We start from the raw sequence: 15,468 nt of genomic DNA, 5'->3' as shown, positions 1-15,468 counted from the left end.
CTCAGCAACCGGCTGCTCGGGTGACGATTCGTCCGCGCGCGGCGGTGAGTGAGGACGTATGAGCGAGACATTGCTGGACATGGTGGCCGAGGGCGTCGCCGCCGGTGGGGTCGCAGTGGTCGCCGACAGTCGCGAAGTGTCCTATGTGGAGCTGGACGAGCTGTCGAACCAGGCGGCCCACTGGCTGCGGGCGAGTGGCGTAGGGCCGGAGTCGGTGGTCGGGGTTCGGCTGGAGCGCGGCATCGAGATGGTGGTCGCGCTAATCGGCATTCTCAAGGCAGGAGCAGCCTATCTGCCCCTGGACCCGGACTACCCCGAGGACCGGCTGCGGTTCATGGTCGAGGATTCGGGCGCCGAGATCGTCGTCGAGCCGGGTGATCTCACCGGGCTCGGCGAGTCTCGGGAACCGGTGGAGGTCGCGGTCCGGCCAGAGAACGCGGCGTACGTCATCTACACCTCGGGGTCGACCGGCAAGCCCAAGGGCGTGGTGATCGAGCATCGCGGGATTGTGAACCGACTGCGGTGGATGCAGGACGAATACGGCCTGACACCCCAAGACCGGGTGCTGCAGAAGACTCCGTTCGGTTTCGACGTGTCGGTGTGGGAGTTCTTCTGGACGTTGTCCGTCGGCGCGACGCTTGTGATGGCCCGGCCGGGCGGTCACCGCGATCCCGAATACCTGGCGGATGTTCTCGTCGCGGAACGGATCACCACGGCGCACTTCGTGCCGTCGATGCTGCGCGCGTTCCTGGCCGGGTCGGTGCCGAGGCTGCCGGTGCGGCGGGTGTTGTGCAGCGGCGAGGCGCTCCCGGACGAGCTGGCGGAGCGGTTCCACCGGTTGATCGGCGCTGAGCTGCATAATCTCTACGGGCCGACGGAGGCGTCAGTGGACGTGACGGCGACGCGGTGCTTGCCGGGGGAGACGGTCACGATTGGTCACCCGATCGCGAACACTCGCGTCCACCTGCTCGACGGCGAGCTGACCATCGCGGGCGTGCAACTGGCGCGCGGCTACCTGAACCGTCCGGCGTTGACGGCGGAGAAGTTCGTGCCCAATCCGTTCGCGGAGACCCCGGGGGAGCGGCTGTACCGCACCGGTGACCGCGCGCGGCGGCGGGTGGACGGGGCGTTCGAGTATCTGGGCCGGTTCGACCATCAGGTCAAGATCCACGGCAACCGGATCGAACTCGGCGAGGTCGAGGCCGCGCTGCATGCGCATCCGATGATTGCCGCTGCAGTGGCTGCGGTGCACGAGGATCGGCTTGTCGCTTACTGCGTTTACCGTGCTGGAGCTGCGCCGTCGACGTCTGAGTTGCGGGCGCATCTGGCTCGTACTCTGCCGGAGTCGATGCTTCCGGCGGTGTGGATGTCGCTGGCCGCGCTGCCGCTCACGCCGAGCGGCAAGATCGATCGCAACGCGCTCCCTGCGCCGGACGGCACCCGTCCGGTGTTGGCGGTCGACTATGTCGAGTCCCGGAATGAGACGGAGGCGACGATTGCCGAGATTTGGGCGGACGTGCTCGGGGTAAGCCCGGTCGGCGTCCATGATCCGTTTCTCGAGCTTGGCGGTCGTTCGCTGGCTGCTACCCGGATCTGTGCGCGGGTCTCGCGCAGCACGGGGCGGCGGTTGTCTGTCGCGGATCTGTTCACTGCGCCGACGGTCGCGGAGCTGGCCGGATTGGTCGCGTCGGCACCGTCCATTGTGGAAGGCCACAGTGGACCGTGCGAGATTTCGGCGGCGCAGCAACGGATGTGGTTTTTCGATCAACTGTCCGGGCCGTCCGCGCAGTACATTATGTACGAGGCTTACCGGTGCACTGGAGAGCTGGACGTCGAGGCATTGCGGCGCGTGTTGGCGGAAGTGGTCCAGCGGCACGAGACCTTGCGGACGACGTTCCGGAGCCGTCGCGGCGAACCGGAGCTGGTGGTGTCCGCTGAGGGCGAGATTCCGTTGACGGTGGTGGACGGGTCGGCGGAGGAGATCGTCGACGCGGAGCTTCGCCAGCCGTTCGACCTGGCGCGCGGGCCGTTGCTGCGGTGCACGGTGATCCGCGGCGAGCCGGGGCGGTTCACGCTGCTCGCGGTGATCCACCACATCATCGCCGACGACACTTCGATGGAGATCTTCTGGCGCGACCTCGCCGAATGCTACGCAGGGCGGGCGTCCGCGCTGCCGGAGCTGGCCCCGGTTCATGCCGCGCCGGACCAGGCGGGTCTCGAATACTGGAAGTCGGCGTTGGCCGGTGCGCCGCCGGCGATCGAACTTCCGGACAGTCTCCCGCGACCGGCTCGTCAAGCGCAGCTGGAAGGCACCGTCGAGTTTTCCGTGCCACAGCACGTCATCAGCGCGCTCGAAGCCGTGGCCACGGAGGCGGGCGCGACGGGGTTTATGGCGTTGCTCGCCGCGTTCGTCCTCGACTTGCGTCGGGCGACAGGGCGGGATGACCTCGTCGTCGGCACCTTCGCGGGCAACCGGCCGTCGGTCGAGGCGGAAGATTTGATCGGGCTGTTCGTGAACACGCTTGCCTTGCGGGTACGGGTTCCCGGCGATCCGGCGTATTCGGAGGTGCTGGCCGCGGTGCGGGAGGCGGTGGTCGGCGGGTTCCGGCATCAGGACGTGCCGTTCGACCAGGTCGTGGCAGCGCTGCGGCCGCCGCGCGACCTGAGCCGGAATCCGGTGGCGCAGGTGGCGTTCCAGTCGCTCGGCTCGCTCGCGGACCGGCTCCGGCTCGACGGCATCCGCGCCGAGCCGTGGCGGGCCGGGCAGGGCGGGAATCCGTTCGACGTGCTGGTGACGGTCCGCGAGCATCCCGACGGCTTGGCCGGGACGCTGCATTACGACCGGGCCCTGTTCACCGAAGCCGCGGCGAAGACGATGGCCGACCGGTTCGTCCAGGTCGTGCACACGGTCGCGACAGCCCCGGGCACGCGCGGTTCGGAGCTGCCGGGATGAGCGGATCTCCTACACTGGACGGGTGGACGGCGAGGCGGCGTACCGGCCGCAGCTCGGCGAACGCGAGCTGCGGGTGCTGCGGCTCGTCGCCGAGGGGTACAGCAACAGCGAGATCGCGGCCGAACTCGGCTGGTCGGAACACACGGTGAAGAACGCGCTGTACGACCTGATGGCCCGGCTGGGAGTACGAAACCGCGCCCACGCGGCGGCTTACGCGGTGCGGAACGGGCTGATTTAGGACCGCGCTGGGACGACTCGACGCGGCGCGAATGGGGCGGGGTTGCTTGGCAGGGGACGAGGGGATTGGCTCGTCCGAGCCGCTGAGCCGCTGAGCCGCTGAGCCGCTGAGCCGCTGAGCCGCTGAGCCGCTGAGCCGCTGAGCCGCTGAGCCGCTGAGCCGCTGAGCCGCTGAGCCGCTGAGCCGCTGAGCCGCTGAGCCGCTGAGCCGCTGAGCCGCTGAGCCGCCGAGCCGCCGAGAGCGAGCAGCAGGCAGCGGGCAGCGGAAAAACAGGCAGGCAACCACCACCAAGCACCGCCGCCGCCCCAGCACAACCCCTAAATCAGCCCCTCCCGCAACGCGAACGCCACCGCATGCGCCCGGTTTCGCAGCCGCAGCCGGTGGGTGATGTCGTGCACGATCGTCGTCACCGTGCGTGCCGAATAGGCCAGCGCGGAAGCGATCTCGGCAGTCTCATGCCCATCCGCCACCATCCGCAGGACATCTCGTTCCCGCGCGTCCAAAGTCGGCGCGGCAGGAGCCGCCTGCCGGGCGTCGAACAGGTCGCTCAGCAAATCCGGCGGCATCGTCCCGTGGCCGGTCGCCGCCGCGCGTACCGCGGAGACCAGCGTTTGTTCGCAAGCCTGCTCCCGCCGCAGGACCCCGCAAGCGCCCGCCTCGATCGCGCGCGCCGCACGGGGAGCGTCGACTTTGCCGGTCACCACCAGGACGGTCGCGTTGCGTTCCTTGGCCGTCCGGATCGCCTCGACGGCCGCGTCGTCGACCTCGTCGACTGCCAGTACCGCGACCCCGCCGTCGGTGTCGGTGAATTCGCCGCGGCCGTAGAGTGCGCTTTCCAAGCCGGCGCGCAGGAACGGGTCGGCGGCGAGCACGCGCACCGGGACGGTTCGTTCGAGGGTGGTCATTTTCCGCTTTCCTCTCGGCTCGCCGCCACCGCGACGGGTTCTTCCAGCAGATCCGGCAGGTCCTCGACCCGCCGCAGCGAGGGGCGTGCGGCCAGGCAGCCCAGTACGACCAGCAGCAGCCCGGCGAGCAGGAACATCAGCGCCATCCCGCGGCCGGGGCCGGTGCCGATCAGGTGGCCGACCGAGCTCGCCAGTGCTCCGTCGGGGCGCATGAGCGGTTCGAACACGTCGTCGGCGAGCGGGCCGGCGACGAGGTATGCGACCGGGCTCGCCGCCTGCGACACCGCCCGCGAGGTCGCCATGACCTTGCCGAGGTTCGCCGGGGCGACCTTGCTCTGCAGCACGGTCTGCGCGGTGCCGGTGATCACCGGCAGGGTGAACAGGAAGAACGGCCCGATCGCGATCACCAGCGCCAGCGACGGCGCCAGCGCGTGGACGGCCAGCGCGATCCCGCCGAACGCCATGAACGCGGCGATCCCGCGCATCCGCTTCTTCGGGCCGCCCCAGACGCCCATCACCAGGCTTCCGGCGAACAGCCCGCAGCCGCCCGCGAACACCTGGAAGCCGAGTCCGGCGGGGCTGGCGAAGGACAGCACCAGCGGCCGCACGAGCGTCCCGGCGATGCCGAAGCAGAAGTAGAACCCGGCCAGCACGCCGAGCAGGCCGGTCAGCCCGGGGCGGCGGCGCAGTTCCTCCCAGCCCGCCGGGACCTGCCGCCAGATCGACGGTCCGCCCGGCTCGGGGGCGGCGGTGCGCACGGCGGCCCCGGGCAACGGGACCAATGCGACGACCAGCAGCGACGCGGCGAACGTCACGAGGTCGATCAGCACCACCCCGCGCAGGCCGGTGAGCGCCAGCAGCGTCCCGGCGACGACCGGCGCGGCGATCTGCGCGCTGAACACCACCTGGGACAGCCCGTTCGCGCGGCTGAGGTGCTGTTTCGGCACCAGCAGCGGGATCATCGCGCTGAAGGTGACCTGCTGCAGCGTTCCGCACATCGCGGTCAGCGCGGTCACGACGTACACGTGCCAGGTCTGCAGCTGGCCCGCGTCGATCAACAACGCCAGCGCGCCGACCGAAACGAGCGCGACGCAGTCCGCGGCGACGAGGATCCGGCGGCGGTGCCACCGGTCGGCCAGCGCGCCCGCGAACGGCGCGATCAGCAGCGCCGGGATCGCACCGGACAGCATGATCAGCGCGAACTGCGTGGCCGAACCGGACCGTTCGTAGGTCCAGACGCCGAGCACGAACCCGGTCAGCGCGGAGCCGACGATCGAGACCAGCTGGGCCGACCAGAGGAGGACGAATCCCCGCGTTCCCATCGTGGTCAACGGTGCTCCTTTCGGGTGGCGGGAAGGTGCCCGATCCGGACGTAATGCGCCAGATACCGTTGCAGCAGAACGCGATCCGCGGCCGGGCACACCAGCCCGCCCGCCGCGACCACGACCTCGGTGTGCGAGCAGTCGAAGACCGTCCGCCGGGGCGGCGACGTCCGTTCGATCATCGCCGTGATCGCGCTCAGCGCCGGGTCCGCCGTCTCCGCGGCGGCCGACGCCAGCGCGGTGTGCCAGTCCTCGAACGGGATCGCCTCGATCGGGTAGCCGAATTCGCGCAATCCCGCGACGACCTCGCCGAACCGCATCGTGCGCTGGTTGTGGAAGTGGAAATCGCAGCCATATCCGGTGCGCCGCCGCGAAAGATGGCCGATGGCGGCGGCGACGTGGTCGACCGGCGCCATGTCCTCCTCGATGTCGAAGTCCTCCGCCGGCGCGGAGCCGAGCAGCACCAGGCAGCGCAGCAGGTTCGCGAACCGGTCGCCGAGCGGGCCGATGCCGGTCCGGCTGTGCCCGGTCACCCGCGCCGGACGGTGGACGCTCACCGGCAGACCGCGTTCGCGTGCGGCCCGGGCCAGCCGGTCGGCGGCCCATTTGCTTTGTTCGTAACCGCGGTCCAGCCCGGCGGGGTCGTCAGGCGGGATGTCTTCGGTGATCACCGCGTCGCGGTCCAGCGGGTAGACGCCCAGCGACGACACCAGATGCACGGGGGTGCCGCTGCGGCAAGCGAGCCGCAGCAATTCGATGGTGCCGAGGACGTTGCCGGGCCGCAATTGCGCATACGGGCGCAGGAAGTTCGCTTCGCCGCCGCAGTGGAAGATGACGTCGAGGTCCGCGGCGACCGCATTCAGCTCCGCTGAGGACAAACCCAGCTGCGGGGAACCGAGGTCGCCGGGGACAGCTATGATCCGGGGGCGGAAACGCTCGTCCCACAGCAGGTGGTCCCGCAGGACCTGCTCGATCCGGGCAGCGCCTTCGGCGGCGTCGGCGGCCCGGACCAGGCAGCGCACCACGACGTCGCTGTGCCGCAGCAGATCCGCGAGCAGGTGCGGGCCCAGGAATCCGGACGCTCCGGTCAGCAGGGCGATCCGCGGGGCCATCGCGCGCTGGATCGCGGCCTCGGCCTGCGCGGGACTGCGGCGCGCGTCGATGTCGGCGGGCAGCACGGCGTCCGCGAGCACCTCGGCGAGGCGGTCGTCCTCGCGGTAGCCGGGGGCGCGGACGGCGTCGGCGAAGGCGGCGAGGGTGCTGGCTTCGAAGAGGGTCCGCACCGGGACCTCGACGTCCAGTTCCGCGCGGACCTTCGCCATCAGCGTCCCGGCCAGCAGGGAATGCCCGCCGCGCAGGAAGAAGTCGTCGTCGCGGCCGATGCGCTCGACATCCAGCACCGCGGCCCAGATCGCGGCGAGCCGTTGCTCCAGTTCGCCTTCGGGTTCAGTGAACGCGGACGTCGTGGCGTCGGTCGGTTCGGGCAGTGCGCGGTGGTCGACCTTGCCGTGCGCGTTGAGCGGCAACGCCGGAAGCACCGCGAAGGCGTCCGGGACCAGGTAGCCGGGCAGCGCCGCGCGGAGCGTGGAGCGGACGGCCAGCGGATCGACGTCTCCGACGAGGTAGGCGACCAGCCGGTTCGCGCGGGCGGTGACCAGGACGTCCGTGACGCCGGGGTGGCGTCGGCAGGCCGCTTCGACCTCGGCCGGTTCGATGCGGTGGCCGCGGACTTTCAGCTGCCGGTCCACGCGCCCGAGGAATTCCAGCCGTCCTTCGCCGTCGAGACGCGCGAGGTCGCCGGTGCGGTACATGCGTGCGCCGGGCACCGGCGAGAACGGGTCCGGGACGAACTTCTCCGCGGTCGCGCCGGGTCGGTCTCGGTAGCCGCGGGCGGGAGCGTCGCCGCCTACGCAGAGTTCGCCGGGGACACCGGGCAGCACCGGACGCAGCCGGTCGTCGACGACGTAGGCGCGGACGTGGGGGAGCGGATCGCCGATCGGCAGCTGCACCCGGCCGTCGAGTTCGCCGGCGTCGAAGGTGAGGTAGCTGGTCGCGCAAACGGTTGCTTCGGTGGGGCCGTAGTGATTGTGCAGTTCGACGCGGCCATCGGTGAGCGCTGCCCACGTCTGCACCACAGTGGTCGGGACGGCTTCCCCGCCGACCATTATCGTCCGCAGTGGACAGTCGAACGGGGTGTCTTCCGCGGCCAGCTCGGCCACCCACTTCTGCCACAGCGCGGACGCGGTGTCGACCATGGTGATCCCGCGGTCGCGGCAGAGCCGGACGAGGCCGGGGCCGGTGAGCGACGCCGGGTCGCGCCAGGGCAGGACTGCCGCGCCGGAGACCAGCGCGGGGAAGATGTCGCCCGCGGCGGCGTCGAAGGTCAGCGGCGGGATCATCAGCACCCGTTCGCCGGGGCCGAATCCGTGCAGCTTCCGGAAGGATTCGGCCAGTTCGGCGAGTGCGCCATGGCATACCGCGACCGGTTTCGCGGCTCCGGTCGAGCCGGAGGTGTAGATGACGTAGGCGAGGTCGTCCGGTCCCAGCGAGAGCTCCGGCGCGGCACCTTCGGGCAGCCGGTCGGGGTGCAGCACCGGGCCGTCGAACGCGAAGTCGTGGTCGGTGAGCAGGGCGGCCGGAGCGGCGTCGGCCAGGAGTTCGGCCAGCCGTGCGGGCGGATGTCCGGGGTCGAGCGGCAGGTACGCGGCACAGGCCAGGAGGACGCCGAGCAGGCCGGTGATCGCGCCCGTGGACAGGGCGAGCGCGACGACGTCGCCGCGCCGGACGCCGGAAGCGTGCAAGGCCGCGGCGATGCGGCGGGCGCGGGAGACCAGTTCGGCATAGGTGAGGCACTCGTCGTCCTCGACCGCGATGGCGTCCGGGGTGAGCGCGGCTTGCCGGGTGATGCGCGTGGTGACCAGGGTTCCGTCGGAGACCACCGGCGGGGCCGGATGACCGCCGTTGCGCAGCCGGATCCGGTCCGCGGCGGGCAGGGCGTCCACTGTGGACACTGGCGCGTCCGGGGCGGCGAGCATGGCCCGCAGCAGGTGTTCGTACTGGTCGGCGAACCGGGCGACGGTGGCGGCGTCGAACAGGTCGGTCGCGTAATCGAGTCGTCCTTCGATGCCGTCGGGTGTGGTCGCCAGCGCGAGGGTCAGGTCGAAGCGCGCGGTGGTCACCGGGAGGTCGAGCCAGTCCGCGCGGATGCCGGGCAGTTCGAGCCCGGCCCCGGCCGAGTTGAGCACGAACATCACCTGGAACACCGGGTTGTGGCTGAGATCGCGGGCCGGCCGCAGGTCCTGCGCCACCCGTTCCCACGGATAGCTCTGGTGCTCCAGCGCGCCGACGCAGGCGTCCTGCACCTGCGCGAGCACCCCGGCGACGGTCGGATCGCCGGTCAGCCGGGTCCGGACGGCGACGGTGTTGGCGAACATCCCGACGCACTGTTCGATCCCCGGCACCGTCTCGTCGCGCATCGGCATGCCGACCACCACGTCGTCCTGACCGGCGTGCCGGGCGAGCAGCAGCACGTACGCGGTCAGCAGCACGGTGTTGACGGTGACGCCGTGCCGGTGGCAGAAGGCCGTGAGGTCGGTGGACAGGCGGAAGGAATGACCGTTGCCGCGGAAGGATTCGGCGGGTGGACGCGGACGGTCGGTCGGCAGTTCCAGCAGCGCCGGGGCGTCGTGGAGTTGTTCGCGCCAGTACTGCTCGCCCGCGTCCAGCGGTTTGGTCGCCTGCCAGGCCGCGTAGTCGCCGTACCGCACGGGCGGCGTGGGCAGGGCCGGAGCGTTCGCCGGATAGAGCGCGGACAGTTCGCGCAGCAGGATCCCGACGGACGCGGCGTCCGCGACGATGTGGTGCAGCGTCAGCACGAACAGGTGCACGTCGTCGGCGAGGGCGACCAGCAGGCCGCGCACCAGCGGTGGGCTGGTCAGGTCGAACGGCCGGGCTCGTTCGGCGGCGAGCACCTGATCCGCGTCGTCCGGCGCACCGCGGAGGTCCACATAGGACAGTTCCGGCGCGGTTCCGGGCAGTGCCGGGATCTGCACCGGCTCGCCGTCGGCTTCGGCGAACCCGGCTCGCAGCGTCTCGTGCCGGTCGACGACCGCGGCCAGCGCCCGGCGCAGCGCCTCGACGTCGAGCACGCCGGTGAGCCGCCAGGACTGGGAGATCGTGTACACGCCGTCGCTCGCGCCGAGCCGGTCCAGGAACCACAGCTGCCGTTGCGCGGGCAGCAGCGGAACCGGGGCGTCGCCGGTCCGGCGGGGGATCGAGCCGGTCGCGGTGCCGAGGCCGTCGCGCGCGGCCAGCAGCCGGAACAGCCGCTCTCGCTCGTCGTGCGTCATCGATGCGCTCCTGGAGGGGAATCGGCGTGGAGGAGGGCGAGAACCTCGTCGTCGGGCAGTGCGGCGATCCGTTCCCGCAGGAGTGCGATCTCGTCGGTGACCCCGGGTCCGGACTCGGCGGCCCGCAGCGCCGCGGCGAAGGCGGCGATCGTGCGAGCGGCGAACAGCGTCCGCAGGCCGACGCTGGACTGGAAGTGCTCGCGCACCTTCGCCAGCAGCCGAGCGGCGAGCAGCGAATGGCCGCCGAGGTGGAAGAAATCGTCGTGCACGCCAAGGTCCTCGACGGCGAGCACCTCCCGCCACAGCCTGGCCAGTTCGCGTTCGACGGCGTCGCGCGGCGCGACCCGGTCCGTTTCGCGGGACTCCCAGACCGGTTCCGGCAGCGCGGTGCGGTCGGTTTTGCCGTTCTTGGTCAGCGGCAGCGCGGGGAGGAACACGGCGGTCTGCGGCACCAGGTACGCGGGCAGCTGCCCGGAGAGCCGTTCGCGCAGCGGTGCCCATTCGGCGTCCTCGGACACGACGTAGGCGACCAGCCGCACGTCGTCCGGGCCTGCCGGGCGAACCAGCACGACGGCGTCGGAGACCTGCGGATCGGCCCGCAGCCGGGCTTCGATCTCGCCGAGTTCGATGCGCAGGCCGCGGATTTTCACCTGGTGGTCGGTGCGGCCGAGGAACTCCAGCGTTCCGTCGGCGCGCCGCCGCGCGAGGTCGCCGGTGGCGTAGAGGCGGCTTCCGTCGGCGGCGAACGGGTCCGGGACGAATCGTTCCGCGGTCAGGCCGGGACGGCTGCGGTAACCGCGGCCGATCCCCGCGCCGCCGACGAAAATCTCGCCCGCGACGCCGGGCGGGACCGGGTTCAGCCCGCCGTCCAGCACGTGCAGCCGGGTGTTCGGCAGCGGCGGGCCCAACGGCACGACCGGGCTGGCGCTGGTCACCGTGCCCGCCGCGACGATCATCGTGACTTCCGTGGGGCCGTACAGGTTCCAGACCCGGCCGTCGGACAGCGCGTCGACGAGTTCCCGGTCGAGCGCCTCCCCGCCGCACAGCCGTTCGCGCACGTTCGCGGGCACGCCGCCGGACGCGAGCAGCATCCGCCAGCGCGTCGGCGTGGCCTGGAGGATCGTCGCGCCGCAGTCCGCCAGCCGCCGCGCCAGCGCGACCGGTTCGGCGGAGTCTTCGGTGCTGACCACCGCGACCGTGCCGCCGCGGATCAGCGGGATCAGCAGTTCGCGCACCGACATGTCGAACGCCAGCGTGGTGACCGACGCCCAGACGTCGTCCTCGGTCACGCCGAGCCGGTCGGCGAAGCCGGTGAGCAGGTTGACCACGCCGCGGTGCGGCACGGCGACGCCCTTGGGGCGTCCGGTCGAGCCGGAGGTGTAGATGATGTACGCCAGGTCGGCCGGGTCGTGCGCCACGTCCGGCGCGGTGTCCGGTTCGGCGTAGTCCAGGTCGACGTCCAACACGGTCTCGAAGCGGGGCAGCCGTCCGGCGTTTTCGCGGTCGACGACGGCGATCCGGACGCCGGCCTCCTCGACGACGTAAGCGTGTCGTTCCAGCGGCCATTCCGGATCGAGCGGGACGTACGCGCCGCCGGCCTTCCAGACCGCCAGCAGCGCGACCACCATCTCGGCGGAGCGGCGGACGCAGAGCCCCACCGGGACGTCCGGGCCGACCCCGCGGCGGCGCAGGGCGTGCGCGAGCCGGTTCGCCCGGACGTCCAGTTCGCGGTAGGTCAGCGAACCGGCGATCGCCACCGCTGAACCGCGGTCCCGGACGTGCGGCGCGATCAGGTCCAGCGCGGTCGCTGCGGGCAGCGGACGCGTGATGCCGCTGTCGAGGGCCGCGCGGCGTTGTGCGTTGTCCAGCAGGGAGACCGCGCCGATCTGCTGCGCGGGGTCGGCGGTGACGGAGGTGAGGAACGTGCACAGGTGCTCGGCGAAGCGGGCGATGGTGGTTTTGTCGAACAGATCGGTGCGGTATTCGAGGTATCCGTGCAGGCAGTTGCCTTCGTCGCGGACGCCGAGCATCAGGTCGAGCTTCGCGGTGCCGGTGTGCGGACCGGCGAAGTCGGTGACGGTCAGCCCGGCCAGTTGCGGCAACGCGCCGTCGCCGTGCCCGTTGAAGCCGACCTGGTAGATCGGCGAATGCCCGAGGCTGCGTTCCGGACGGACGGCCTCGACCACGCGCTCGAACGGGATTTCGGCGCCGCCGAGCGCGTCGACCAACGTGTCGCAAACGTCGAGGAGCAGCTCGGCGAAAGTCGGGTCGTCGGCGGTCGAGATCCGGACCGGGACGGTGTTGACGAAGAAGCCGATCAGGCGCTCGGTGTCGACCTGCGAGCGTTGCCCGACGACAGTGCCGACCACGACGTCGTCCTGGCCGCTGTACCGGGCGAGAAGCGCGTGGTAAGCGGCCAGCACGGTCATGAAAACGGTTGCGCCAGCGGTATCCGCGAGCGTGCGGACGGCATCGGTGAGCGCGGGCGGGAACTGGAACTCGTGGATGCCGCCCGCGTAGGTCGCGGTGGCGGGCCGGGGACGGTCGGTCGGCAGGGTGATCAGCTCCGGCGCGCCGCGCAGCCGGTCCGCCCACTCCTGCAGCAGCTCGGCGCCTTCCGGGCCGTCGAGGTGTTCTCGTTGCCATCGCACGAAATCCACGTACTGCATTGGCAGCGGCGGCAGGTTCGGCTCGGCACCGGTCAGCTCGGCGCGGTAGCTCTCTGCCAGCTCGTCGAGCAGCAGGGAGACCGACCAGCCGTCGGCGATCGCGTGGTGCAGGGTGACGACCAGAACGTGCTGGTCCTCGGCCTGGCGCAGGAGCAGGACCCGGGCGAGCGGCCCGGCGGTCAGGTCGAACGGGGTGCGGATCTCCGCCGAGGCCTCCGGTTCGACCGAGTCTTCGCTGACCGCGCGGACCTCGAACGAGAAGCCGTTCTCGGTGACGACCTGCTCCGGAACGCCGTCGTTCTCCCGGAAAACCGTCCGCAGCGCGGCGTGCCGCTCCGCGATCGCGGCGAAAGCGCGGCGCAGGGCCTCGACGTCGAGCGGTCCGGAAAGCCGCAGCACCGTGGGCACGTGGTAGACCGGCGAGCCGGGGTCGAGCCGGTCGAGGAACCACAGCCGTTCCTGGCCGGGCGAGCACGGGAAGACGTTCACGGCGCCCCGATTCCGGCCTGGTCGGCCTCGGTTTCGTCCAGCTCTCGGGACAACCGGTCGTGCTCCACCAGTTCGCGCAGTTGGACCGGCACCTGGTCGCCGAACAGCCGCAGGTACGCGCGCGCCTGGTCCGGATCGGCGCGCAGGAACGGGTAGTCGGTCGGCACCATGTGCCGCACCACCAGCATCGGCACCGGGCTGCGCAGCGGGCGGAACGCGGGATTCCACAGCCCGCCCTTGTCCGGCGGGCCGTTGTGGAACTCGCCGATCATCAGGCCCTCGGCGACGTACTCCGACTTCAGCGCGTGCTGCACGGTGTCGACCACGCCGGAACGGTCGTCCGGCGGGGCGTCCGGGAACAGCAGCAGGATCGTGGTCAGCTGCGCGCTCGGATGCCCGCGCGGCGCGAGTTCGAGGAACCAGTCCCGGTAGCGGTGCAGGGTTTCGGTGAGCCGCGGGCCCGCCGCCGGGATGCCCGGTTCAACGGCGAGGTAGAACCGGCCGCGCTCGAGCGACGGCTGCGCGAACGGGCAGACGTTGCCGGCGCGGCCGAGGTCGGGATGCGGGCCGGACAGGTAGCCGCGGCCCCAGTCGAAGATCGCCCGCAGGTGGATCTCGTACCGCAGCAGGCGTTCGGGCAGCGCGAGCGGGTCGAGGTCGTGCCGCTCCACCAGGACGCGGCCGGGATCGGTCGGATGGATGAGCATCAGCTTCGGTCTCCAGGCGAGTGCGGTCCGGCGCCCCGTCCGCGGGCGAGGGCGCCGCCGGTCAAGGCGAGGGCGAGCGCCGCGGCACCGGTGCCCCAGGCCAGCGCGGCGTGCTGGCGCCGGGCACGGCGCAAGGCGTCGGCGTACGGGATCGTGGTGTGCGAAACCATGGTGTAGAGCGGCATCCAGCGCTTCGGGAAGACGCGGCTGAGCACCAGATCCGCCTTCTTGCGGGCCAGGAACAGCGGCGAGGCCACCCGGGAGCGCAGCTCGTCGAAGTTCTCCTCGGAAAGGTCCGCGAGGACGTCGGTGTGCGGTTTGCGGCGCCGTTCGAAGGTGCGGAGGGCTTCGGCCCAGTCGTTGTCGGCGAGGCATTCGCGCAGCACCGCGCAGTCCTCCAGCGCCGAGTTCATGCCCTGGCCGTAGAAGGGGTACACGGCGTGGGCGGCGTCGCCGATCAGCACCACGCGGCCCTCGTGCTGCCACGGCGAACTCCGGACGGTCACCAGATGTCCGGTCGGATGCGAGAGGAACTGCTCGACGATGTCGGGCACCAGCCGTCGCACGTCGGGGAAGCGGGTGTCGAACAGCGCCCGCACCGATTTCTCGGTGGTGAGCGTGGCGAAGCTCTGCTCGCCGGACAGCGGGAGGAACACGGTCGCGGTGAGTGAACCGTTGACATTGGGGTGGGCGACGATCAGCCCGTCGTCGCCCGGCCAGACGTGCAGCGCGTCCGGACTGCTGCGCATCGCGCCGGATGGGCCCGCGGCGATCGCGAACTCCTTGTAGCCCCAGGGCAGGACGCGCTGCCGGAAGTCGGCGGGCAGGCCGCGCAGCAGCCGGGTGCGCACGGCGGAGAACGCGCCGTCCGCGCCGACGACGAGGTCCGCGGAGGCGTGGTATGGACCACTGTCGCCGGCGAAAGTGCAGACGGGTTCCGCGGTCGCCGATCCGCGGTCGAGATCGGTGAGGGTGACTCCGAAGCGCGCGCGGACGTTCGGGTACTCCAAGGCTTTCGCGAGCAGGATCCGGTTGAGGTCGTCGCGCAGCACCGAGCGCAGGATCTGGTCCTCGTGGCTGCCGTAAGGCTGGAAATCCAGCTCGCCGTCGCGCTGGTGGATCACCCGCCCGCGCATCGGGGCGGCCGCGGCCAGCACCGGGCCGAGCAGCCCGACCTGGTCCAGCGCCCGGATTCCGCGCTGGGAAAGGCCGAGGTTGATCGACCGGCCCGCGCCCGCGCCCGCCGCGCGCGGATCCGGCCTGCGCTCGTGGATCTCCACCTGGTGCCCGAGCTGCGCGAAGTGGATCGCGGCGAGCGAACCGGCCAGCCCGGCCCCGGCCACCAGAACCCGTTTGGCGTTCATTCCGGCCGCCGCCGATCCGCGTGAGGGCAATTGTGCCGTCGCCGTTCGGAGCGCTTTTCCGTTGAGCGGTTATTCGCGACCGGACGCGCAATTCGGCCGATCGGAGCAGCATTGCCCGCACTTCCCCGGGAGTGCTCACCAGTGGTGATCCGGAAGAACTCCGGAGTAATCGCGGGCAACGCGTGTCCGGTCGGCTGCGGAAAGTGTTCGGACCATTTCGGTAACGTTTCGCCGGGGCGGTCCGATCGACCGCCCGGCCTTCGTCCCGGTCGCGGTAAACGCCCAGGTCCGCTGCTGCTCACCGATCCTCCTGCGAGATTCGTCGCCGGCCGGGCGCGCGGCCGAGGTTCTCCCTGTTGGCCGATAGCCCGGGCCGGGGTGCGGGCACTAACCTGTTCCCGCTTGCCCGGCAGATTTACCGGGGTTTGTCCCGGGCTCAAATAAACCGCAAGATATCGGGTGCCAGCATCCG

The 15,468-nt window shown here is 71.2% G+C and carries 8 protein-coding genes; 2 read left to right on the top strand and 6 right to left on the bottom strand.

Annotation, left to right across the window (positions count from 1 at the left end; translation table 11 throughout):
* Nucleotides 1-58 precede the first annotated feature (58 nt).
* Together DMP23_RS45440 and DMP23_RS45435 are read left to right on the top strand one after the other, a co-directional pair.
* The gene (locus tag DMP23_RS45440) at nt 59-2,953 is read left to right on the top strand and encodes an amino acid adenylation domain-containing protein (RefSeq protein ID WP_337824949.1); all 2,895 of its coding nucleotides are present in this window, start codon (nt 59-61) and stop codon (nt 2,951-2,953) included.
* A 22-nt stretch (nt 2,954-2,975) separates the two neighbouring features.
* Nucleotides 2,976-3,191, top strand: coding sequence for a response regulator transcription factor (locus tag DMP23_RS45435; protein ID WP_009077456.1), 216 nt, complete (start codon nt 2,976-2,978; stop codon nt 3,189-3,191).
* Between the two features lie 317 nt (nt 3,192-3,508).
* Here the strand turns inward: DMP23_RS45435 and DMP23_RS45430 are convergent, their stop codons facing one another.
* Genes DMP23_RS45430 through DMP23_RS45405 form a run of 6 tightly spaced genes read right to left on the bottom strand, consistent with a single transcriptional unit; the run spans nt 3,509 to nt 14,996 of the window.
* Nucleotides 3,509-4,096 carry a response regulator transcription factor gene (locus DMP23_RS45430; protein ID WP_337824948.1) on the bottom strand — a complete coding sequence of 196 codons (588 nt, stop codon included), beginning with the start codon at nt 4,094-4,096 and terminating at the stop codon, nt 3,509-3,511.
* Nucleotides 4,093-5,418, bottom strand: coding sequence for an MFS transporter (locus DMP23_RS45425; protein ID WP_337825134.1), 1,326 nt, complete (start codon nt 5,416-5,418; stop codon nt 4,093-4,095). The genes DMP23_RS45430 and DMP23_RS45425 overlap by 4 nt, the downstream gene beginning before the upstream one ends.
* 5 nt (nt 5,419-5,423) lie before the next feature.
* On the bottom strand, nt 5,424-9,767 hold the full coding sequence (locus tag DMP23_RS45420; protein WP_337824947.1) for a non-ribosomal peptide synthetase: 4,344 nt from the start codon (nt 9,765-9,767) through the stop codon (nt 5,424-5,426).
* Complete coding sequence (locus DMP23_RS45415; RefSeq protein WP_337824946.1) at nt 9,764-12,925, bottom strand: amino acid adenylation domain-containing protein; 3,162 nt, start codon at nt 12,923-12,925, stop codon at nt 9,764-9,766. The genes DMP23_RS45420 and DMP23_RS45415 overlap by 4 nt, the downstream gene beginning before the upstream one ends.
* The gene (locus DMP23_RS45410) at nt 12,922-13,632 is read right to left on the bottom strand and encodes a DUF6875 domain-containing protein (protein ID WP_337824945.1); all 711 of its coding nucleotides are present in this window, start codon (nt 13,630-13,632) and stop codon (nt 12,922-12,924) included. The genes DMP23_RS45415 and DMP23_RS45410 overlap by 4 nt, the downstream gene beginning before the upstream one ends.
* Nucleotides 13,632-14,996 carry an FAD-dependent oxidoreductase gene (locus DMP23_RS45405; protein ID WP_337824944.1) on the bottom strand — a complete coding sequence of 455 codons (1,365 nt, stop codon included), beginning with the start codon at nt 14,994-14,996 and terminating at the stop codon, nt 13,632-13,634. Before DMP23_RS45405 ends, DMP23_RS45410 begins: the two co-directional genes overlap by 1 nt.
* Between the last annotated feature and the right edge of the window lie 472 nt (nt 14,997-15,468).

This window comes from Amycolatopsis sp. A1MSW2902 (genome assembly GCF_017312175.1).
GTDB classification, from domain to species: domain Bacteria; phylum Actinomycetota; class Actinomycetes; order Mycobacteriales; family Pseudonocardiaceae; genus Amycolatopsis; species Amycolatopsis nivea.
This window is presented reverse-complemented; position numbering and strand designations above follow the sequence as displayed.